Source organism: Acidicapsa ligni, assembly GCF_025685655.1.
GTDB lineage: Bacteria > Acidobacteriota > Terriglobia > Terriglobales > Acidobacteriaceae > Acidicapsa > Acidicapsa ligni.
Genome location: NZ_JAGSYG010000004.1, coordinates 353,111 through 375,911, shown reverse-complemented (window position 1 = coordinate 375,911; position 22,801 = coordinate 353,111). Strand labels below are relative to the sequence as shown.

Below are 22,801 nucleotides of genomic sequence, written 5' to 3'. Positions count from 1 at the left end.
CGAAGCGGTAGTGCTGCAACACTCCTGCAACAAATGGCCGGTAAACTTTTGCCTGTGAGGAAAAGCGTGAAAATAGTTATGGGATGGTTCGTGGCCGCTGGGCTGGGCATTGGATTCGGTTTGATAAACACTGCAACATCGTTTGCCCAGGATCCTTCAACACGGACGCCGCAAAAACAGCCGACCGAGATTCTGGTTCATGGACATCGGGGTGCGCGTTCATGGCGGCCGGAGAACACGATTCCTGCCTTCAAATTTGCTATTGAAAACGGCGTGGATGTTTTGGAATTGGATCTTGCTGTCACCAAGGATAATCAGCTTGTCGTATCGCACAATCCGACCCTCGCGCCGAACTCCTACCCCGGCGAAAGGATTTGCTCAGGCCCCAAGCTGGCTCCCAAGACCCCGATTCGCACTATGACTCTGGCCGAGGTTCGCGAGTATGACTGCGGCTCGGTGGCGCTCCCCGGATTTCCAACGCAGGTGCCGGTGCCGGGAACCAAGGTCGCGACTTTTGACGAAGTACTCGATCTTGCACAGGGAACAACGGTGCAGTTCAATGTGGAGACGAAGAGCTTTCCCAATCACCCTGAGTTGACGCCTTCTCCTGCGGAGTTTGTGGCATTGATTGTCGCGGCCATCAAGAAGCACAATGTCGATCCGTCGCGGATTATTCTGCAGAGCTTTGACTGGCGCACTCTTGCTGAAATGCGCAAGCAGTGGCCTGCGATCCGGCTATCTGCGCTGGTGGGCCGTCCGCAATACGACGCGCTGATGGGGCATACCGATCCGACCAAGGATCTGGTTGCGATTGCGAAAGAAACGGGCGCAGAAATCATCAGCCCTGAATGGATGCTGGCCACGCCGGAGCAGGTGGCTGCCGCGCATCAATATGGTGCGCAGGTCGCTCCCTGGACGGCGGATACAGCAGAAGAGTGGCAGAAACTGGCCGACGCTCATGTGGACGCGATCATCACGGATGATCCGGTCGGGTTACTGGCCTGGCTGCGTGCGCAGAAACCGTCGCTGCATCCGTAATTTCCGCCACTACTTCTTGCCGTTCGTTACGGGGCAGTTAGTTGCGAGTGTTGGTGCTGGTGGCGGCGGCATTCAGGTCGCCCTGGCCCAGCTTGCGGTGGAAGAGATCGAGCGCCAGTGTCATGCATTGGCGAGCCAGTTCGGGATCATAACGCGCGCCTTCGTCCCGTAGAAACGCGTGGGCGCCGTTGACCTCGTGCCAGGTGAACTGCGCGTTTACCTCGTTGAGCCGATTGAGGACTGCCATGCGGCCTTCGAGCGGAATGTGCGGGTCCTGGCGACCCCAGATCATCAGCAGTTCGCCGCGAATATCGCTTGCACGCTGGAGCGAATCGTCATTCATGCCCTTGGCAAGGCTGTGCTTGTGGATGTCCGTCGCGTAGAAGCAGACGGTTGCCCGCACGTCCGGGTTGAGCGCGGCGCGGTATGCGAGATGACCGCCGATACAGATGCCCATTGCACCAAGCTGGCCGGTGCAATCCGGACGCGCGGCGAGATGATCGAGCACAGCGCGAGCGTCGGCGTCATAGCTGGCGAGTTCCTTGGTCGTCTTGAGCACATTGCCGCGATCGGTTCCCTCCTGGTTGTAGGGGAAGACTTCACCGGGCTTTTCGAACTCGTGATAAATCTCGGGGATGGCGACGATATATCCGTGACCGGCAATGGCCTTGGCTGTACGCAAGATCGGGCCGGTGACTTGAAATATCTCAGAGTAGAAGACGACGCCAGGGTACTTCCCTGCTGCTGCCGGCTTCACGATATGGGTGCGCATAGGCCCCCAGGGAGTGACTAATTCCACCTGTTCTTCGACTACGATCATGACGCTTTGCCTCGTTTCCCTGCTGCCAGACAACTTTACCAGCAGCGGGCTGAAATTTGCGTAAAGCAGAATTGAGCAGGCAGTGCTTCAAACAAGGGCATCTGACGAGCCAACAGGTGGAGTTTGCCCGTCGGGCCAGCACCCGATAGACTGCGAGAAGTACGGCACGGGACAAAATGGCGAAAGACAGGCAGGACGATCCGGAACGGCTGGTAAGCGCCGCGCGCGCTGGCGAAGAGGAAAGCTTTGAACTCAAGCTGCGTCCGCGCTGGCTGGGCGAGTTCATCGGGCAGGCTAAGGCCAAGGAGCAATTGGCGATCGCGCTACAAGCTGCCAAGTCGCGTGGCGAGGCGCTGGATCATGTGTTGCTCTTTGGGCCGCCGGGACTAGGTAAAACAACGCTGGCAACGATTATCGCCAACGAGATGGATGTGGGATTTCAGCAGACATCAGGACCGACGCTGCAGATTCAGGGCGATCTGACCGCCATTTTGACCAATCTACGCGAGCGGCAAGTGCTCTTTCTGGATGAAATTCATCGTCTGCAGTCAGTGCTTGAAGAAAAGCTGTACACCGCGCTCGAAGATTACAAGCTGGACATCATCATCGGCCAGGGCCCGGCGGCGCGTACGCATGTAATGGAGATCCGCCCGTTTACTTTTGTCGCAGCGACGACGCGACCAGGAATGCTTTCGTCGCCGCTGCGCTCGCGATTTGGGATTTTACTGCGGCTTGAGTTTTATACGGAAGAAGAGCTTCGCATCATTGTCGAACGCTCTGCCGAGGTGATGCAGGTCCCTATCGATGCCGATGGCGCCGCGGAGATTGCGCTGCGCTCACGCGGCACTCCACGCATCGCGAACCGCTTGCTGCGCCGTGTGCGCGATTATGCGCAGGTACGCGGTAATGGCGAGATCGATCGCAAGACGGCTCACGCTGCGTTAAAGATGTTGGAAGTAGACGCGCATGGATTTGATGAAATCGATCGTAAGCTGCTGATGACCATCATTCAGAAGTACGATGGAGGCCCGGTTGGACTGGGTACACTGGCGGCAATTCTAGCTGAGGATGAGGATGCGCTTGAAGAAGTGTATGAGCCATTCCTGATCCAGATTGGCTTTCTCGATCGCACCCCGCGCGGGCGTATCGCGACCAGGCTGGCTTATCAACACTTTGGGATAGATATGCCCAACAAACAATCTCCACTCTTATTTTAAAGGTAGCCGATCATGTCACGAACTGAATCAACGATGTTAGCGCTGGGTAGTCCAGCACCTGATTTTGAACTTACAGATGTAGTCAGCGGCAAGGTTGTTCGCCGCGATGATTTCCGCGGACACAAGGCACTCCTGGTTATGTTCATCTGTGCGCATTGTCCTTACGTTAAACACATTGAGTCAGCACTCGGCAGACTAGGTGCGGACTATGCGCAAAAGCCGCTGGGCATTGTTGCCATTAGCAGTAACGATATCGTTGCCTATCCGCAAGATGGCCCTGAAGGCATGAAGCAGCAGGCTGAGAGCTTTGGTTTTCGTTTTCCTTATCTGCTGGACGAGACACAGGAAATTGCCAAAGCCTATCAGGCTGCATGCACTCCAGACTTCTTTCTTTTCGATGACAAGTTTGAACTTGTGTATCGCGGCCAGTTCGATTCAAGTCGCCCGCGGACAGATATTCCAGTTACTGGCGAAGACCTGCGAGCTGCACTGGATGCGGTACTTGCGGGTGCGCCAATACTGACGGACCAACGCGCCAGCCTGGGTTGCAACATAAAATGGAAGGCATGAAAGTAAGGCCGGGAATAAACTTCCCGGCCTTACTTTTGATCTATAAATCAGGGAGCAGTTAGAGAGATAGAGTCTTGAGATACTCGCGGAATTTGGGACCAAGATCAGCGCGATTCAATGCAAACTCAACGGTCGCCTGTAACATTCCGAACTTATCTCCGGCATCGAACCGCTTGCCCTCAAAAGTGTAGCCATACACTTTTTCGTGACTAAGCAAGCCTAGAATCCCATCGGTAAGTTGCAGTTCGCCTCCTGCGCCGAAGCCTGTCTTTTCAAGCAATTCAAAGACTTTCGGTGTCAGCACATAACGGCCGATGATTGCCTGTTTGGACGGGGCTTCTTCGAACTTCGGCTTTTCAACCATGCCAGTGCAGTTATAAATACGGTTATTGGACGAGTCCTGCGAACCGGCCAACACTCCGTATGCGCTGATCCCTGGCCCTTCAATGGTCATGGTCGCGAGCACTGATCCCTGCCGCTCCTCATACACATCAATCATCTGCTTGATGCATGGCACAGTGGCGTCGATTACATCGTCTGGCAGAATAACCGCGAATGGCTCATCGCCGACAAGTTCCTTGGCACATAGCACAGCATGGCCGAGCCCGAGAGGTTCCTTCTGGCGAACATACGATATGCGTGCAAGTGAAGATATCTTGCGCGATATCTCCAGTAACTCTTTTTTACCTTTTCGCTCTAACGTCGCATCCAGTTCATAACTGATGTCGAAGTGATCTTCCATGGCGCCTTTGCCGCGCCCAGTTATGAAAATGATGTGCTCGATACCGGAAGCGATGGCCTCTTCCACACCGTACTGGATGATGGGTTTATCGACCAGCGCCAGCATCTCTTTTGGAATTACTTTGGTGGCTGGCAGAAAGCGTGTGCCCAGGCCGCCTGCGGGGAAGACAGCGGTACGAACTCGTTTGCTCATGCAAGTTTCCTTCTTAGTAGGTTGGATAGCGAGGGGAAAACTCCCGAACCCATTTACAACAGTAAGTCAAACAGATTGTACTGCATCGCATTTACAGACATATTTTTTGCCCGATGATATAGCGCATTTGAATCTCGGATTAAAGCGTAGGAGAATCGTCTCCGAGCATGGCTTGACGAACGATCTTGATCGGTGGAAATCCCTGGCCGAGAAATGCGTCGTGGAACTTTTGCAGAGAAAAGGAAGTGCCTTGCTTCTTGCGCATATCCTCCCTCAGCTTGAGTATTTCCAGCTTGCCCAGGGTGTAGTAAAGATAAGTCGGATCGGAGGTTCCGCGCTTGGTCTCCACAACGCCTGTTTCGTGCGATTGATAGCCTTCGTTGACAAAGAAGTCGACTGCCTGATCGAAGCTCATTGAGCCGGTGTGCATCTGGATCCCTACAACAAAACGCGAATCGCGCAGCAGTGCATCCTGCAATTGTCCCAGCCGCAGGAACTTTGCTTCACGCTCCGTCTTCGCACCGGCACCGGGCTGACCGTAACCTTCATCGAGCATCATTTGTTCGCAGTAATGAGCCCATCCCTCTGCATTGGAATTTGCGCCCAGTAACTTGCGTACGCGACTCGGCGCAGTGGGTACCCAGAGGAACTGCACATAGTGGCCAGGGTATGCCTCATGCACTGCCGTGCTGATGACGGTTCCAACGTTGAACGCATGCATATAACCCTCGACCTCCGCCGGGGTCATGGAAGGGTCGGGCAACGTTACGTTGAAATAAGCTTCCGTTGCGTGTTGCTCAAATGGGCCCGGCGTATCCATCGAGGCAAACGTTGTCGCCCGCATAAATGGCGGCGTTTCTTCGAGAATCGGGCGTACATCGGATGGGATCGTAACGATGTTGTTTTGCTTGATGAAGTGAATCAGCTCGCCAAATGTGTCACGGAAACTCTGCAGCAATTTATCCGGAGCGGGATGATTTTGCCCTAACTCTTCAAGCACTGCGCGTGGATCCTTGTCGGGCTCCAGCTCTTTGGCGATGCGATTGAATTCTGCCTTGTTTTTGTGCAGGTCCGCATTCCCAATCGCAAGCAGTTTATCGAGCGGTGTATCGACCATTTCGTCGTACGCGAGTTTTTTCTGGAAGGTCTCCGCACCGATACGAAAGTCGCCATTGGAGCGGGGAAGCAGATCGGTCTTCAACCAGCCGAGATACTCGTTGAGCGCGGAGATAACAGCGGCGTTGGTTGTGGCGAACTCGGCATTGAGTGCCGCATCCTTCACATCCGTAAACGCAGTAGGCACGTCATGCTGGAAGAAGCTAACGATCCCCGGGAGTTGTTCAACCGCGATCTCGGTATAGATGCGTGGCGGATTCTTCAGGTTTACGCGGGCATCGGCCAAGGTTCTGGGCATTTGCTTTTCACGCGCTATGAGTGAACGAAGCCTGTCTTCTGGTGAAGCGAATTTGCGTTCCATCAGCGAAAAAGCTGCGTTGGAGATAGAGCTGGAATAGTTGTCGGGATTTTTCTCCCATGGGCGAACAACCTCAAGCATCAGCAATTCGGAATGGATGGAGGAGAGCACCAGTTCGCGATCTGCGCGCGTGGTCTGATCTAAGGTGTCTGAGGGAATAGCCGCTACACGCTGCTCGAAACCGTGCAGGGCCGCAATCTCCGCATCGATACTTTTGCGAGAATAGTCTTCGAGCTTTGTATCGTATTGGTGATAACCGCTGAGCGTGCCGAACGTTGGCTGGTAGGGAAAGTAGAGTTCATCGAAGTAGGCATCGGAAGTCTTCACAAACGTCTGCTTCCAGTCATGCGTCGCGGCGAGGCTTGAGATAGGTTGCAAGGTCGATGCTCCGAGAATGCAGAGTGCGATGGCTGTCTTCATGGATCTCTCTCTGGATGCAGCATTCAATCAGGCTGAAACTGCCTCAAGCTGAATATTGTCGAGCAATACTCGCGCTTCAAGCATGAGTTCCATTGGGTCGTGGGCAATCATAGCTGTCGTTGCAGACAAAGGATACTTCAATATTCCTTGTGGCGTGAATTGTGCGCCCTTGCGGGCGTTTTTCGCAACGAGACGCATCAGCCGCGCCGGATCAACGGCTGCCTTTTCTGTAAACCGGAGGTGCAGCAGATCGCGCTTACGATCAAGTTGCGCGACGCCGATGCGTTCGCAGGCAATGCGCAGACTTGCGGCAGCGAGCAGATGGGCAGTGTGATCTGGAAGCACTCCGTAGCGATCGAGCAGCTCAGCGCGGACATCTTCGAGAGCCTCATCCGTTGCAGCACCGGCAATCTTCTTGTAGAGACGCAGGCGTTGATTTTCTTCAGGCACGTAGTTCTCTTCAATGCGGAGGGCGATGCCGAGATTGAGTTGCGTAGCGGCGCGTGCGTCATCGCCTTCACCCTTGAGTTCCTTCACTGCCTGCTCAAGCATCGTGGTGTAAAGCTCGAAGCCAATGGCCTCGATATGACCGCTCTGTTCCCCGCCGAGCATGTTGCCGGCACCGCGTAGTTCGAGATCGAGTGCGGCGATTTTGAAGCCTGCGCCAAGGTCACTGAACTCCTTGAGTGCGGCGAGTCTGCGTCGCGCAATCTCGGTGAGCTCTTGCTCTGGAGGAATCAGCAAGTAGGCATACGCACGGCGATTGGAGCGACCGACGCGTCCGCGTAGTTGATACAACTCACTTAGACCGTGCCTGTCCGCGCGATTGATAAGGATCGTATTGGCAAGCGAAATGTCGAGGCCATTCTCAATGATTGACGTTGCAACGAGAACGTCATATTGGTGATGCACAAAAGCGAGCATGACTTTTTCCAGCTCGCCTTCACTCATCTGGCCATGACCTACAGTTACTTTTGCGGCAGGCACAAGCTCATGAATTTTGGCGGCGATTTCATAGATGCTTTCAACGCGATTGTGGACGAAGTAGACCTGGCCACCACGCTCCAACTCCAACTCAATGGCTGCGCGTACCAGCTTTTCGTCGAACTTCGCAACGACAGTCTGGATCGCCATACGGTCTTTTGGCGGAGTCTCAATCACGCTCATATCGCGTAGCCCAATGAGGGACATGTGCAATGTACGCGGAATGGGCGTGGCGCTCATGGCAAGCACGTCGATCGCTCTGCGCATCTGCTTCAACCGCTCTTTGTGGCGTACACCGAAGCGTTGCTCTTCGTCGACGATCAGCAAACCTAAATCCTGAAACTTGATGTCTTTTGAAAGCAGTCTATGTGTGCCAACAAGTATGTCTACTTTTCCGTTTTCAGCGCGCTCCAGAATAATCTTCTGCTCTTTGGGAGTGCGGAAGCGGGAGATCATTTCGACGTTGATTGGGAACTGCGAGAAGCGCTTCTTGAATGTCTCGAAATGCTGAAAGGCGAGGATGGTTGTGGGCGTCAGCACGGCGACTTGTTTGCCATCCTGCACAGCCTTGAATGCGGCGCGCATCGCCACTTCTGTTTTGCCGTAACCGACGTCGCCGCAGAGCAGGCGATCCATGGGACGCGTAGATTCCATGTCGCGCTTGATATCTGCAATTGCGTTTAACTGATCATCCGTCTCGGTGTAGTCGAAGGCTTCTTCAAATTCGAGTTGAAACTCGTTATCAACATTGAATGCATGACCCTTGGCAGCCTCGCGCTCGGCGTATAGCTTAAGCAGCTCATCGGCCATATCGGCCATGGCTTTCTTAACGCGTGCTTTGGTCTTGGTCCATTGCTGCGAGCCAAGTTTGTTCAGTACCGGCGCTGGTCCGGCGTCGGTCGAACGATACTTTTGAATGAGATCGAGTCGCGTCAACGGGACATACAGGCGTGCCTGGTCGGCGAATTCAAGAATCATGAATTCAACTGTCAGACCGTCCTGCTCGATCTCTTTGAGGCCCATGTAACGGCCAATGCCATGCTCGACATGCACGACATAATCGCCGATAGTAAGATCGCGAAAATCCGAAACGAAGGCAGCAGTCTTTGATTTGCGCGGCTCGGTGCGCGCAGTCACATCGGCATCGTCGGATAGATCATTTGCTCCGAAGAGAATGAAGTTTTCGCCAGGGCAACTGACTCCTGCAGCAAATTGTGCACGGACGATAACGGGTACGCGCATGTCCCCGGCGAGATGACTTGTTTCGTCATACAAATTTTCGCTGCCTACATGCGGATTGCGGCTGCCCAGCCGATAGGGCAGTTGATACTCGCGAAGAACAGTTGCGAGCCGTTCGACCTCCGGCTGATTGGGCGCGGCCAGCAGGATACGCTGCTCCTGCGCAACGAGCGTGCGTACCTGCTCAACGAAAGCGGGAATCGATCCATGAAAGCGAAGCGTTGGGCGTGTCGCAAATTCAACCTCACCCAGCGTTGTGTCTTCATCAAGAATATCGACGGCACCAAGTTGATCGAGATCCAAACCAGGGTGCGAGGCAAGCATGGCCTGAAGAATCTCCGGCCTCAGATAGATATCTTCAGGCCGAATCAGAGATCCAATGCCGGATCGATCATGGCGCTGCTCGACCTTGTTCCACCAACGATCTATCTGGTTGCGCACCATCGCTGGCTCTTCGACAAAGAGCGAGCAACGAGGCAACAGTTTCAGCAGGTGTGTGTCGGCTCCATCGACGACGGCGAAGAACTCCCAGCCGGGGAAGATCGTCACTCCCTGGGCGGCGATCAGTTGGCCTACTGAATCTTCGCCAAAGCCGGAGTCGTCTGTTGCATCCTGATCGCTTACCCGCTGTCGGCTGAGACGCGCGTGAACGGCGGAGAGGAGCTTTTCCGTTGCTGGCGTCTCTGTTAACGGAAGCAGAAGCGCGTCTTCCAGCGAGGAGGCGGAGCGTTGTGTTTCCGGATCAAATTTGCGAATCGACTCGATCTCATCGCCGAAGAAATCTACGCGAATGGGACGGTCCGCCTCGGGGGAGTACACGTCCAAAATACCACCGCGACGTGCGAACTGACCGGGCATCTCTACGAGGTCCACCTGCGAATAGCCGACGCTCGCCAGGTGATCAATCAACATGTCGATGTCGACCTCTTCCCCGCGCTCTAGCTTAAGGGCCAGGCCGGTGTAGTAGCTGCGAGGAAATAGGCGCATGGCGAGCGCCTCTACAGGTACGACGACGATGGAAGCAGCTCCGGTGACAAACTTCCACAAGACGGCCGCGCGCTGCTCCTGGATGTCGGGGTGAGGCGACAGATTTTCAAACGGCAAGACATCGTGTGCAGGCAGGCGAAGTACGCGCTTGGGGTCGATGGCTCCGGTGAGTTCGCAGCCAGAGCGCAAGGCAAGTTGCAGAGCCTCTGCGGCCTTGTTATCCGGCACGACGACAATCACCGGCTCTTTGGCAACGCGCGCGAAGAGCGGGATATACAAGGCTCTAGCGGTAGCGGTTAGTCCAGAGACACGTCTGCGCCCCGTAGCAAGGCTGAGGTGCCTGCGTACGCGATCGAAAGCGGTGGTTTTCTCCAGCTCCGCGAGGATTTCGCGGACGAACGGGAGGATCATCTTATTTTCAAGTTTAACAGCCTATTAAGAATGTTAGATAAACGGCGCATAAGGGGCGCGAATTCGACGAGTGTTGCCCAATGCCTTAAAGTTGAAAAGTTGGCAGTTCAGTCAATGGAGGCTGGTTATGAAGGCACTGGTAAAGAGCCAGGCAGCGCAGGGATTATGGCTGGAAGATATTCCGGAGCCAAGTATTGGGATTAACGATGTGCTGATTCGCGTGCGCTATGCGGGCATCTGCGGCACGGACGTACATATTTATCAGTGGGATGACTGGGCGCAGAAAACCATCAATGTGCCGATGGCTATCGGTCATGAATTTGTCGGCGAGGTGGTTGAGGTCGGGGCGAACGTGAACGACTTCTACCCTGGCGACATCGTGAGCGGTGAGGGTCATGTCGTCTGCGGACGCTGCCGTAATTGCATGGCTGGACGCAGGCATCTCTGCGCGAATACGCAGGGCGTGGGTGTCAATCGCCCCGGCGCATTTGCCAAATATATTTCTTTACCGATGACCAATATCTGGCGGCATCATCCGGGCATCAGCCAGGAGATTGCGGCGATCTTCGATCCGTTTGGCAATGCGGTTCACACGGCGCTTTCTTTCCCTGTGCTTGGCGAAGATGTGCTGATCACCGGTGCTGGGCCGATTGGAATCATGGCGATTCCTGTCGTTCGTCATGCGGGCGCGCGGCATATTGTGGTTACCGATATGAATCCTTACCGACTTGACCTGGCTCGCAAAATGGGCGCAACGCTGGCGATCAATCCGAGTGAGACTTCGCTCAAGGATGTGCAGCAGCAGCTTGGAATGCTTGAGGGCTTTGATGTAGGCCTTGAGATGTCTGGCAACGGACTGGCGCTTGAAGACATGATCGCGAATATGAGCCACGGCGGCAAGATTGCGATCCTCGGCATACCAGCTAAGGAACTGCCGATGGATTGGCGTCAGGTGATCTTTAACATGATCACCATCAAGGGAATCTATGGCCGTGAGATGTATGACACGTGGTACAAGATGTCGGTGATGATTGAGTCAGGGCTGGACATTTCTCCTGTGATTACGCATCGATATGCGTTCGAGGATTATGAAAAGGGCTTCGCTGCGATGATTTCAGGTCAGACGGGCAAGGTTGTGCTGGATCTCACGAATCTTTGATCTATCGGCCAAACAGGAGAACGTATGTACGGAAGTTTTGAGAAGCATCTACAGACACGATTGAGCGAGATTGAATCCGCAGGTCTGTTCAAACGGGAACGCATCATCTCCGGACCGCAGCAGGCAGAGATTACTGTTGCCAACGGTAGCTCGGTGCTGAATCTCTGCGCGAATAACTATCTCGGTCTTGCGAATAATCCTTCCATCATCGCGGCGGCGCACGAAGCGTTGGACGACTGGGGTTATGGGCTGGCCAGCGTGCGGTTTATCTGCGGTACGCAGTCAATTCACAAGCATCTCGAAGATCGCCTGAGCAGCTTTCTCGGCATGGACGACACGATCCTTTATGGATCGTGTTTCGATGCCAATGGCGGGCTGTTTGAAACACTCTTCGATGCGCAGGATGCGATTATCTCGGATGAGTTGAATCACGCGAGCATCATCGACGGTATTCGCTTATGCAAGGCAACGAAGTTTCGCTATCGCAACGGCGATATGGAAGACCTCGAAGCCAAGCTAAAAGAGGCGAGTGGCGCACGGCATCGGCTGATCGCTACGGATGGCGTTTTCTCCATGGATGGATATATTGCCAAGCTGCAGCAGATCTGCGATCTTGCAGACAAGTACGATGCGCTGGTGATGGTGGATGATTCGCATGCAGTGGGATTCACCGGTAAAAATGGCCGCGGAACGCCTGAACTCTGCGGGGTTGAAGGCCGTATCGACATTCTTACCGGAACGCTGGGCAAAGCGCTTGGCGGAGCCAGCGGTGGCTACACGAGTGGCCGCAAAGAAATCATTCAGCTACTGCGGCAGCGGTCGCGGCCATACTTGTTTTCTAATTCGGTTGCGCCGCCCATTGTGGCAGCATCGCTGAAGGTTCTGGATCTGGTAAGCGAATCGACAGAGTTGCGTGAACAATTGCGCGCGAACACTACTTACTTCCGCGAGGCAATGATTGCTGCTGGCTTTACGATTCTTGCGGGCGAGCATCCGATTGTGCCGGTCATGTTCGGCGACGCTATTATTGCTGCTCGCATGGCGGAGTTGCTGCTGACAAAGGGCGTCTATGTCGTCGCGTTTTCGTATCCGGTTGTGCCGATGGGCAAGGCTCGCATTCGTACACAAATCTCCGCAGCGCATACACGGGCCGAGCTAGAGTTTGCAGTCAAATCTTTTGCGGAAGCCAAGCAGGAGCTGGGCATTTAGCTCGTACAACAAGAATAGAAATACAACATGAGGCGAACTCTTCGGATCGAATTTTTCCGATCAGGAGTTCGCCTCATATTTTTGCGTCGGCTATTTCCCGAGTGCCTTTGTGTAGGCATAAAAGAAATCAACGGACTTGATGTACGAATCGATGGGAAGACGCTCATCCTGTCCGTGAGCGCGATCGTCGCCACGTTCAAGAGCTATCGCGGAAAAGCCATAGCTGGGGATACCTGCCTGGGCAAAATAAATGCTGTCCGAGGCGCCGTTTTCCATGACGGCCGTCACGGGCGTACCTGGCCATATCTGCTGAACCAATGCGGTAAGTGGACCGAAGACTTCCGGCAATGGTGGAGGAGGAACGATGGCTTTACGCTCGGGAGCGGTATCCATCGGCATGTCGGTAACATCGGAGATATATTTGACGCTCAGTTTCGAATCGTCAAAAAGCTGGACTAGCTGCTGGCGAATCTGCTCCGGCGAGTGCCCGGGGAAGATGCGGCAGTTCACGTTAGCTTGTGCGGTTTGCGGGAGTGCGTTGTTTGCGTGACCTGCCGCAAGCCGAGTGGCGACGCAGGTGGTGCGAAAGTTGGAGTTGAAATCTGGCTCTGTCGATAGGCGGGCGACAGCAGCCATGTCCGGTGGAGTGGCGAGGATCGCACGAATATCGGCTGTCGTTTCGCCACTTTCTTTCTTCGTCAATGCGTCGAAGTAAGCGCGCGTTACGCCGTTCAATTCAAATGGAAAACTGTAGGCGGCAAGCTTGTTGAGAGCGGCCGTCAATTCGTAGATGGCGTTGTCGGGACGCGGGCGCGAGCTGTGTCCGCCAGGGTTGGTAGCGGTCACCTGGAAGTCGGCATAGACCTTTTCTGTCGCCTCAACATCCGCCGTCACAGGCTTGCCGTGATCGAGTTCGATGCCGCCTGAATCGGGATTGATTACGAAGGCGGCATCCACGAGGTCGCGATGATTTTGCACGAGCCAGCTTGCGCCATTGGAGCGACCACTCTCTTCATCTGCTGTGAGCGCCAGAATGAGGTCACGCTGCGGCTTGTAACCTTCATGATGCAGGCGTAGAAATGTCGCCACCAGGGCGGCGTCCGACTCTTTCATGTCCTGCGTGCCGCGGCCGTAGTAGTAGCCGTCTTTCTCGACAAATTTGAAGGGATCGGTGTGCCAGTCGGAGGGCAATGCCTCGACTACATCCATGTGGCAAAGAAAAAGCACGGGCTTTTCTTTGCCTGTTCCTCGAATGCGAACGACGAGATTTTGTTTACGCTCGTTCGGCCCAAGCAGGTGTACGTCTTCCGGAGAAAAGCCTGCATCCAGAAATCGCTTTTGCATCGCAGTTGTACCGGTGGTGACGTTGCCGAGTGGCGTGTCAGTGGTATTGATCTCGATGAGCTGCTTGAAGATTTCTTTGGCCAATGCCTGGGTCTGGGTTTGGGCCTGGGCATGATCTGCATCTGCTGGAGAAGACGGTGCGATTGCAGGAGCCTGCGCACGGACAGCCTGAGCAGCTCCCACAACGGTGATTGCTACAAGCGCAACGAGTTTGCGGAGGCTTTGAATCTGCATGGAGGGATTGTACTTCCCGTGGGGGAACAGGCGTCGACGAATAATACAGGCGCGAAGGTAAAGGCTTTTACTTCAATCGAAGAGGCGTATTATGTTTTGAGAAATCAGTTGCAACCGTTGGGTCAAAGAACCTATGGTATCTGCGGATTTCTAAAGGAGTTTTTCATGCGTTTAAAGCTTGCTGCCTCGGTGTCCATTGCTGCTTTTGGTTGCGGTGTACTCATGACCATCTCGTGCGTGGCCCAGACCTCTGCGAAAAGCGGAGCCCATCCTCGCCCGAAGATCACGGGCATCTCACATCTGTCGGTTTACGCCTCGGACATGAAGGCCACGGATCATTATTATGCCGAGATTATTGGCGCGGTTCGCGAGCCTGATCCTGAAAATCCGCATGGAGTGAGATACGCAATTAATGCAACACAGTTTGTCGAGGTGCTTCCGCTACCTGCAAACGTGGGCGTGAATCGTCTCGACCACACCGCCTACAATACGGAAAATGCCGAGGGGCTGCGGCTTTATCTCAAGGACAATGGCTGGCAGACGCCGCCGTCTGTAAAACACTTCTCCGATGGCAGCAAGGCGTTTCGCGTGCAGGACCCGGAGGGTAACGTGGTGGAGTTCGTGCAGCTTTCACCTGCGGCTAAGTCGCCAGAGGCGGTGCATGTGATCGGCCATCACATCATTCATCTCGGCATCATGGTGCATTCGAGAGAGGCGGAAGACAAGTTCTACAAGGGCCTGCTCGGCTTCCGTCCCTACTGGTATGGCGGTATGCAGCAGGATAAGCTCGATTGGGTTTCGCAGCAGACACCGGATAGCCATGACTGGCTGGAGTACATGCTGACTGGTTCAGCCTCCGACAGCGGTATCCCTGCCGGTATGTCTCTGCAGACGCTGGGCGTGCTGGATCATCTCTCGATTGGCGTGGTCTCGGTCCCGGAAAGCTATAAGAAGCTCACGGCAGAGAATCGCCTGACTGGGCGCACGGATAAGCATCCGCAGATTGGCAGAGACGGCAAGTACCAGTTCAATCTCTACGATCCGGATGGCATTCGGCTGGAGTTGATGGAGTTCAAGGCAGTCGAAAAGCCATGCTGCTCTGAGTTCACGGCGGAAGACCCCAGGCCGGAGTAGTTCGACCGGCCGCTTAACTCGATCTGCGCTGCTAAAATTAAAGTCAACCATGAGCGCGATCGCGGCATTGAGCCCGGAAATTTTAGCCAAATACGAGCCCGTCATCGGCCTTGAAGTCCATGTGCAACTGCTCACGGAAACCAAGGCCTTTTGCGGCTGCGCCAACCATTATGGTTCGGCCCCAAACACCAATGTCTGCCCTGTCTGCCTTGGCTTGCCGGGCGCGTTACCGGTGTTGAACCGCCGAGCGGTTGAGTTTGCCACGCTTGCCGGCCTGGCTATCAACTGTGAGATTCGCGAGCGATCGATATTTGCGCGTAAGAACTACTTCTATCCCGACTCGCCCAAGGGTTATCAGATCTCCCAGTTCGACAAGCCTATCGCGGAGAATGGCTGGATCGATGTGCCTACTGCTGACGGCAGCATTAAGCGTATTGGCGTGACGCGCGCGCACATGGAAGAGGATGCGGGCAAGAGCATTCATGATGGCTTTGCCGACTCCGCAACTCGGACTTATGTTGACCTCAATCGCTGTGGAACGCCGCTGGTGGAGATTGTCTCCGAGCCTGATCTGCGTACGCCGGATGAGGCCTTCGAGTATCTGACCAGGCTCAAGGAAATTCTGCTGTATACGGGTGTCTCCGACTGCAACATGGAAGAGGGTTCGCTGCGCTGCGATGCGAATGTGAGTGTGCGTCTCAAGGGCGCGCCCAAGTTTGGCACCAAGGCTGAAGTCAAGAATGTCAACAGCTTCCGCTACATCCGCGCGGCGCTGGAGTATGAGATCGAGCGCCAGATCGAGGTCATCGAATCCGGTGGCCGGGTTGCGCAGGAGACGCGCCTGTGGAATGCAGCCGAGGGACGCACGTATTCCATGCGTTCGAAGGAACAGGCGCACGACTATCGTTATTTTCCCGAGCCGGATCTGCCTCCGTTGGTCGTCTCCGATGCATGGAAGGCAGAGATTGCCGCGACAATGCCGGAGTTGCCCGAAGCACGCCGCAAACGCATGATTGCCGAGTATGAACTGACTTCGCAGGATGCGCATACACTCACAGCGGAGCGCTCGTTTGCCGATCAGTTCGAGGCAGTGGCACGCACGGCGAAGAGTCCACGCCGCGTTGCGAATGTACTGCTCAGCGAGCTGGGCGGACGTCTCAAAGCTGCAGGAATCGAGCTGGACAAATCCCCTGTTTCGCTGCGAGGAGTAGTGCTGGCAGCGGAGCTGCTCGAAGAGGGAAAGATCAGCTCCAAGCAGCTCAAGCAGCTCTTCGACATCTGCTTTGAAAAGAATGAGGATTTCGCGGCAGTCTATGAGCGCGAAAAACCGCAGCAGATCACGGATTCAAGCGCCATCGAGGCCATGATTGACGAAGTGATTGCTGCCAATCCCAAGCAGTTGGAGCAGTATCGTGGCGGTAAAAAGACGGTCGCCGCGTTCTTTGTCGGCCAGGTGATGCGCGCATCAAAGGGTCAGGCAAATCCAGCACTGCTGAATGAACTGGTGACCAAGAAACTCGACGCTTAAAGCTTCGGCCAGGCGATTTACGAATTGCACAGATTTTTATTGATGCCTGGCCGAATGGGAGTTATCTGTCGCCGACTGCAAGCAGTGTCTGGAACTGCGGCGGCTCCGGTTCTTTGTGAACCACGGATGTTTGCACGCCTTTAAAACCTGACTTTTCCAGCATGGATTCGAGTTCCGATTCGCCGAAGCCCAGCCACTCGTCTGCGTATATTTCGCGCGCTTCTTCAAAGCGATGCTGTACGAGATCGAGGATCACGATGCGGCCTCCTGGTTTGAGTATTCGCCATGCTTCATCGATGGCTCGCTCAGGATGCAGGGCATGATGCAACGATTGCGAAAAGAAGACCAGGTCTACGATCGCGTCCTCGATTGGAAGCTCTTCCATATCTCCCAGGAGATACTCCACATTTTTTACGCCGTGACGCAAGACCTTATCGCTGCCGACCTCAATCATCTTCGCCGAAGTATCGACGGCAATAACTTTTGTGGCTCGCTGGGCCAGTAAAAGCGCGAATGCTCCTTCGCCTGCTCCGATGTCTGCGATGACCATGGGAGGTATCAATCGCAGGAGCGCTTCGGCAACGCCTTTCCATGACTTGCCGGGAACGTAATCCCGGCCCATGCGCCCGGCCACGCTGTCGAAGAAGCTGCGCATCTTATCCTGTCGTTTTTTCACGACGCGCCGCATGGCTTCCTGATCTTTTCCAGACTCGGGAATTTCCTGCTGCGCCATCTTCAGGAGGCCTGTGAGAATATTCTCGGCGCCGTTGCTTTTTACCCGATAGAGATTGCTCTTGCCGGTGCGCCTGTCCTCAACCAGACCCGCCTGTTTCAACTGCGATAGGTGAGTGGAGATGGTGCTCTGGCCCATAGCCAAAACCTCCTGCAACTCGGCTACGGAAAGCTCCTCGCCGCGCAGGAGCAGGAGGATGCGCAGCCGATTGGGGTCGGCTACAACGCGGAGGATTTTGACAATTGACGCCATAGCTGAAATCTGATACATATCAACATATCACGATGCGGCGATATATGTCAGAGTGATAAGGAGATTTGAATGGCAACGTCAACGCTCGAAATCGCGGGCACGGACTACAAGGTAGCCGATATGTCCCTGGCCGATTGGGGCCGCAAAGAACTAAACATCGCCGAGCATGAGATGCCGGGCCTGATGTCGATTCGCAACAAGTATTCCGCGCAGAAGCCGCTGGCTGGCGTGCGTATCACCGGGTCGCTGCACATGACCATCCAGACCGCGGTGCTGATCGAGACGTTGACCAGCCTGGGTGCGGATGTCCGCTGGGCAAGCTGCAACATCTTCTCCACACAGGATCACGCAGCCGCAGCCATTGCTGCTACCGGCGTTCCGGTCTTTGCATGGAAGGGCGAGAGCCTTGAAGAATACTGGTGGTGCACCTACCAGGCACTGAATCACAAGGGCGGCAAAGGCCCGGAGCTCGTCGTGGACGACGGCGGCGATGTCACACTGCTGATCCACAAGGGCTATGAGCTTGAGAATGGCGACAAATGGGTCGATGGTCCTTCGTCAAGCCATGAAGAGCAGGTCATCAAGGATTTGCTGAAGAAGGTTTTTGCCGAGGATCCACAGCACTGGCACAATGTCGTCAAGGCGTGGCGCGGCGTTTCAGAAGAGACAACGACGGGCGTGCACCGGCTTTACAAGATGCTGGAAGAAGGCAAGCTGCTTATCCCGGCTATCAATGTCAATGACTCGGTCACCAAGTCCAAGTTCGACAATCTTTACGGTTGCCGCGAATCGCTGGTGGACGGTATCAAGCGCGCTACCGATGTCATGGTTGCAGGCAAAGTCGCCGTTGTTTGCGGCTACGGCGATGTGGGCAAGGGCTCTGCGGCTTCGCTCCGCGGCCTTGGCGCACGCGTCATTGTGACCGAAGTTGACCCCATCAATGCTTTGCAGGCGGCGATGGAAGGATACGAAGTTACCACGCTTGAAGAGACACTGGGCCGCGGCGACATCTACGTCACCTGCACCGGCAACCTGGACATCATCACGCTTGAGGACATGAAGCGGATGAAGGATCAGGCGATCGTCTGCAACATTGGCCACTTCGACAATGAGATCCAGATCGACTTACTGAACGAAGCTCCCGGCGTAGTCAAGCTCAACATCAAGCCCCAGGTCGATCAGTACACGTTCCCGACCGGCAACAGCATCTTCGTGCTGGCAGAGGGGCGCCTGGTGAACCTGGGTTGCGCGACAGGCCATCCGAGCTTTGTAATGAGCAACAGCTTTGCCAACCAGACGCTGGCACAGCTCGATCTATGGGCCAATAAGGACACCTACAAAATCGGCGTCTACGTGCTGCCCAAGAAGCTCGACGAAGAAGTTGCTCGTCTGCATCTGCAGAAGATCGGCGTCAAGTTGACCACGCTCACGCCGAAGCAGGCGGAGTATCTTGGTGTATCCGTCGATGGGCCGTATAAGTCGGATCACTATCGCTACTAAACAGTCATCAAAGTCTCACCATAAAAGCCCCGGATCGCTCCGGGGCTTTTGTTTTTTTGCGGCAAACGCCGTGCCTGATACCAGAATCAGTGGGCAATATTAATGGGCAATATTAATGCTCTTTGGGGTCTGGAACCATGAGGGCGTTGGGATCGACTTTGGGGATTCCGAAGTGGCCGCTGAAGTGGACTAAATCAAGCGGGCGAAGATCGCACGTGACCTGGACTAGATTCATATCGCGTACTCCTCGCGCCAGAACGGTGATGCCGTCGATGTCCGACCCGGTAAAGTGCAGCCATAGATCCGTGATGGAGCCACGGCGTTGACCACCATCGTCGTGAATACTGCCATGGGCATCGACGAGATGCTTCCATCCAGCAGCCCGGTAGGCGGCGATGATCGAGGCCATGGTCTGCGGCGCATAATTGGCTGGCTGGGCGTAGCGGTAATTGTCATAGCTGATGCTGGACAATGCGGCTGATGCACGTTCGGGAGCCATTCCCTGAGCTTGCAGAAGAAAGCGTGCGGCTTGCAACATGGAACGATCGAAGACAAATCCGGTATGGGCAGCGGGCTCGTCTGCCAGCTTGCTGAGTGCTTCGCTCGTTTCTGGAACGATCTGAGCGGATTGAGCAGATTGGCCATAGACAGACCGTTCGGCGCTCATCAAAATCGCAAGGGCAAGAACGCAGAAGGAAACCTTTAGACGCAACTTCATAAGTAACCCCTATAGCCTTAGACACAGGTTTTGGGCAGGAGTTACTCTACGACGTTGATTCGGAGCCATAAATCATCCGTCGACAGGGATGTTCCCTGGCAGGCACCGCCGGGGCTTGGGGCAAAATCGCCGGCGGTGTTGCGCATGGAATGGTTCGACAGGGCTACTCGACGGGCTTTGCTTTCCCGTCTTTCACGGCCTGATCGATAACCGACTTCATTTTGCGGCTGGCGGCTTCGGCGTTCTTGCCCTGCTGCTCGCCGATTTTACCCATCTCTTCGCCGAGCTTACCCATTTGTTCACCGAGTTTGCCCTGCTGTTCGCCAATCAGCCCCTGCTGTTCGCCGATCTTGCCTTGAATTTCGCCAATCTGCCCCTGGAGGTCACCCATTTTTTCCTGCAGATTGGAGAGCACTTCGGCATTTACCTTGTCGCTGATTTCCTTGATCTGCACCTTCTGTAGCTCGGCAATCTCCGCATTCAGCTTGGTCATCTGGGCTTTGAACTGGGGCGAGTTCAAATTGATCAGCTCCGGCTTCAGATTCTGCATTTTCTTATCGAGTTCTGCCTGCATCTTCTGCAACTGCTCCTGCCGAATGCCGAGCGATGGATCGCCTTTGAAGAGTTCGCGACTTTGGGCAACCACTGCCGGATCGGTGATGACGTAGGATTTGCCATCGCGTTCAAACCAGATGAAGTCGGTGTGATATTTCTGGCGTGCCTTCTCCAACTCGCTGCCGTGCCTGCCGGACATGGTCACGGTATCGCCGTTTCCGCTCAGGATCGCGAACGAGTCCCGTCCGTCTTCGCCCATGGAATAGCTGGCGGCAAAGCCATGACCATGCTTGGGTGGCTCTGGCGCCACGGGGGCTTGCAGCTCAGAATCATCGGGAGGCTCGGGAGCTTCAACATCTGGCGTAGCCTCTTCCGGTTCCGCGTCTGGTTCCAGCTCGGCGACAGCAGAAACGGCAGGGACTGGAGCCGGTGCTGGTGCGGGCGTTGGTGTCAGCGCTGGAACTGGTGTTAGTGCTGAATCAATAGTGGTGACCTGATCCGGCCCTGTAACCTGTCCCGACTCCTGATTCGCAGGCTGGGCAATAGTTTGAGATTGAGTTTGAGGAGCAGCGGAGGCTGCCATCGATGCACTTGCAACAGTTCTGCTCTGCGACTGGGCGGCCTCGACTGCCGGTCCGATTCGGATCAGCGCTACAGCGGCGATCAATGCGGCGGGCACCAGGAGAGCGGCGAGCGCGACATGGCGGCGTCCGCCGAGGAAATCAAGACGGAAGCGGCGATCATTCAGAATGCGATCAATGCGGCTGGAAAGATTGCTGGTACGTGCCATGGCTACTCCTGCGAGCGGGGTTGTGCGCGGTATGGCCGCGAATTCAAGAAGTACCTGGGCGTAAGAGGCAGGGTCGGAGGCCTGCGCCAGACCGGCGCGGTCGCTCAGAGCTTCTCCGAGCTCAGACAATTTGCGCTGCAACCACCACCCCAGCGGACTGAACCAGAAGATCGCCGCGTGAACGGCTGCCAGTAATTGCAAATAGAAATCCTTCTGGCGCACATGAGATTGCTCATGCGCCAACACGATGCGCAGTTTGGCCTCATCCCAGGTCTGGTAGTTCGCGGGCAAAATTACGCTGGAGCCGATCGTGACCGGCGTTGCAATATCTGCGCTTACACGCACTCTCAGTGGCGAATCTTCATCGGCAATGAATTCAGACAGCGGCTCGGCAACCGGCTTTGCCCTCAACGCAATCCGCAGGGCAATACACAGCCCCATCAGTGTGCGAAGCAGAAGAACTCCGCCGACCATGCCGTAGGCAATTGCCAGCAACAGCCCGGCGTGAACTTTGCTCCAGCTCCAGATCTGCATTAAGACGGAACCCATAGCTGATTGCATCGACGTCAAGACGGGCGATGCAGCCAATGCCTGCATGATTGGCTCCGTTCTCAGGCTGGATGCGCTTGGGGATGCGTCACTCGCGACATGTTGTGTTGCACGCGAAGGGCGCTCTGCTGAGGGGCTGACGCTCTTCTCAATTCGTGACGGTTTGTAGGTCTGTCTCTGCGGTGTGCCTGTCGCATCCATGTTCAGGGCGATAGTGGAAGCGGCGGTAGATGGGGCAGCCGTCAATGGAGCAGTTATCAATTTTGACGGCGCAGATGGCACCTGTTTATGAGCGAACAAACCAAACACCGGGATATTGAGCGCTCGATTCACAGCCAGAAATGGAGCGTGCATCACCAGCGGCATTGCTCCCGCAGCAACAAGGACCAGCACCCACGCTATCTTTTGCGCAATCACGGCCTGCACCCGCAACAAACGAATGCCACCCCACACGGCGAGCGCCATCAAGAGAGAACGAAAACCGGCTTCGAGAATGAGAGTCATCATCCCTTTGCTCCTTTACCGCCAGTGCTCACTGGATTTTTCTCCGTCTTTGCCGAGGCGATTCGTTCGGCCAATCTTTGCAGTTCCTTGCGATCCAGCACGGACGAGTCGACCATGCCAACCAGCAACTGCTCGACCGAGCCCTCGCAAAACCACTCCAGAATGCGCTTCACCGCTCGCCCTGCCACCATCTCCGCCGGTGCGGCCGAGGAGTAGAGGAAGGTGCGGTTCTCCACCACATGCGTTACGTAGCCTTTTTCTTCAAGCCGCCGCAGAACGGTGCGCACGGTGGAGTCTTTGAGTGAGCGATCCTGCTGATCGAGCTCCTCGCGAACACGTTCCGCCGTCATAGTGCCGTGCTGCCACATGAGCTGGAGAATGCTGCGCTCAAGCTCTCCTAATTCGGCTGGATCGTGCTCTGCCGATTCCAAGATATCGTGACCGACTGTAACGTTACTCGCCATAATGCTACAGACTGTAACACATGTAGGAGGTGAG

Annotated in this window: 17 protein-coding genes; 8 read left to right on the top strand and 9 right to left on the bottom strand. The window is 55.2% G+C overall.

What is annotated here, in order from left to right; genetic code table 11:
- The first annotated feature begins 66 nt into the window (after positions 1-66).
- Positions 67-1,038 carry a glycerophosphodiester phosphodiesterase gene (locus OHL19_RS15825; protein ID WP_263358690.1) on the top strand — a complete coding sequence of 324 codons (972 nt, stop codon included), beginning with the start codon at positions 67-69 and terminating at the stop codon, positions 1,036-1,038.
- Between the two features lie 37 nt (positions 1,039-1,075).
- Here the strand turns inward: OHL19_RS15825 and OHL19_RS15820 are convergent, their stop codons facing one another.
- Positions 1,076-1,858 (bottom strand): dienelactone hydrolase family protein, encoded by a 783-nt coding sequence (locus OHL19_RS15820; RefSeq protein ID WP_263358689.1) that lies wholly within the window; start codon positions 1,856-1,858, stop codon positions 1,076-1,078.
- A 176-nt stretch (positions 1,859-2,034) separates the two neighbouring features.
- Between OHL19_RS15820 and ruvB the strand changes: the two genes are divergently transcribed.
- Both ruvB and OHL19_RS15810 read left to right on the top strand, forming a co-directional pair.
- Positions 2,035-3,075, top strand: a complete 1,041-nt coding sequence (ruvB, locus tag OHL19_RS15815) for a Holliday junction branch migration DNA helicase RuvB (RefSeq protein ID WP_263358688.1) — start codon at positions 2,035-2,037, stop codon at positions 3,073-3,075.
- Between the two features lie 12 nt (positions 3,076-3,087).
- The gene (locus tag OHL19_RS15810; protein WP_263358687.1) at positions 3,088-3,645 is read left to right on the top strand and encodes a thioredoxin family protein; all 558 of its coding nucleotides are present in this window, start codon (positions 3,088-3,090) and stop codon (positions 3,643-3,645) included.
- A 58-nt stretch (positions 3,646-3,703) separates the two neighbouring features.
- Here OHL19_RS15810 and galU read toward each other — a convergent pair whose 3' ends face one another.
- The 3 genes from galU to mfd all read right to left on the bottom strand — a co-directional run bounded on the left by galU (position 3,704) and on the right by mfd (position 10,094).
- Positions 3,704-4,579 (bottom strand): UTP--glucose-1-phosphate uridylyltransferase GalU, encoded by an 876-nt coding sequence (gene galU / locus OHL19_RS15805; RefSeq protein ID WP_263358686.1) that lies wholly within the window; start codon positions 4,577-4,579, stop codon positions 3,704-3,706.
- 139 nt (positions 4,580-4,718) lie between these two features.
- Positions 4,719-6,473 carry a DUF885 domain-containing protein gene (locus tag OHL19_RS15800; protein ID WP_263358685.1) on the bottom strand — a complete coding sequence of 585 codons (1,755 nt, stop codon included), beginning with the start codon at positions 6,471-6,473 and terminating at the stop codon, positions 4,719-4,721.
- A gap of 27 nt (positions 6,474-6,500) precedes the next feature.
- On the bottom strand, positions 6,501-10,094 hold the full coding sequence (mfd, locus tag OHL19_RS15795) for a transcription-repair coupling factor (RefSeq protein ID WP_263358684.1): 3,594 nt from the start codon (positions 10,092-10,094) through the stop codon (positions 6,501-6,503).
- Between the two features lie 127 nt (positions 10,095-10,221).
- On the opposite strand from mfd, the gene tdh reads away from it, so the two are divergent.
- A complete protein-coding gene (gene tdh / locus OHL19_RS15790; RefSeq protein ID WP_263358683.1) occupies positions 10,222-11,253 on the top strand; it encodes an L-threonine 3-dehydrogenase in 1,032 nt (343 codons plus the stop codon).
- Between the two features lie 24 nt (positions 11,254-11,277).
- Entirely contained in the window at positions 11,278-12,462 is a 1,185-nt protein-coding gene (locus OHL19_RS15785; protein ID WP_263358682.1) for a glycine C-acetyltransferase, read from the top strand.
- 90 nt (positions 12,463-12,552) lie between these two features.
- Here the strand turns inward: OHL19_RS15785 and OHL19_RS15780 are convergent, their stop codons facing one another.
- Positions 12,553-14,040 carry a M20/M25/M40 family metallo-hydrolase gene (locus OHL19_RS15780; protein WP_263358681.1) on the bottom strand — a complete coding sequence of 496 codons (1,488 nt, stop codon included), beginning with the start codon at positions 14,038-14,040 and terminating at the stop codon, positions 12,553-12,555.
- A 165-nt stretch (positions 14,041-14,205) separates the two neighbouring features.
- On the opposite strand from OHL19_RS15780, the gene OHL19_RS15775 reads away from it, so the two are divergent.
- Both OHL19_RS15775 and gatB read left to right on the top strand, forming a co-directional pair.
- Complete coding sequence (locus OHL19_RS15775; protein WP_263358680.1) at positions 14,206-15,174, top strand: VOC family protein; 969 nt, start codon at positions 14,206-14,208, stop codon at positions 15,172-15,174.
- A 49-nt stretch (positions 15,175-15,223) separates the two neighbouring features.
- Positions 15,224-16,702: an Asp-tRNA(Asn)/Glu-tRNA(Gln) amidotransferase subunit GatB gene (gene gatB / locus OHL19_RS15770; RefSeq protein ID WP_263358679.1), complete on the top strand. Its 1,479-nt coding sequence runs from the start codon at positions 15,224-15,226 to the stop codon at positions 16,700-16,702.
- 61 nt (positions 16,703-16,763) lie between these two features.
- Here gatB and OHL19_RS15765 read toward each other — a convergent pair whose 3' ends face one another.
- Positions 16,764-17,687 (bottom strand): ArsR/SmtB family transcription factor, encoded by a 924-nt coding sequence (locus tag OHL19_RS15765; RefSeq protein WP_263358678.1) that lies wholly within the window; start codon positions 17,685-17,687, stop codon positions 16,764-16,766.
- Between the two features lie 69 nt (positions 17,688-17,756).
- On the opposite strand from OHL19_RS15765, the gene ahcY reads away from it, so the two are divergent.
- A complete protein-coding gene (gene ahcY, locus OHL19_RS15760; protein ID WP_263358677.1) occupies positions 17,757-19,187 on the top strand; it encodes an adenosylhomocysteinase in 1,431 nt (476 codons plus the stop codon).
- A gap of 112 nt (positions 19,188-19,299) precedes the next feature.
- Here ahcY and OHL19_RS15755 read toward each other — a convergent pair whose 3' ends face one another.
- The 3 genes from OHL19_RS15755 to OHL19_RS15745 form a co-directional block, all read right to left on the bottom strand.
- Positions 19,300-19,905 (bottom strand): hypothetical protein, encoded by a 606-nt coding sequence (locus OHL19_RS15755; protein ID WP_263358676.1) that lies wholly within the window; start codon positions 19,903-19,905, stop codon positions 19,300-19,302.
- A gap of 163 nt (positions 19,906-20,068) precedes the next feature.
- Entirely contained in the window at positions 20,069-22,306 is a 2,238-nt protein-coding gene (locus OHL19_RS15750; RefSeq protein ID WP_263358675.1) for a M56 family metallopeptidase, read from the bottom strand.
- Complete coding sequence (locus OHL19_RS15745) at positions 22,303-22,767, bottom strand: BlaI/MecI/CopY family transcriptional regulator (RefSeq protein WP_263358674.1); 465 nt, start codon at positions 22,765-22,767, stop codon at positions 22,303-22,305. Before OHL19_RS15745 ends, OHL19_RS15750 begins: the two co-directional genes overlap by 4 nt.
- Positions 22,768-22,801: the final 34 nt, after the last annotated feature.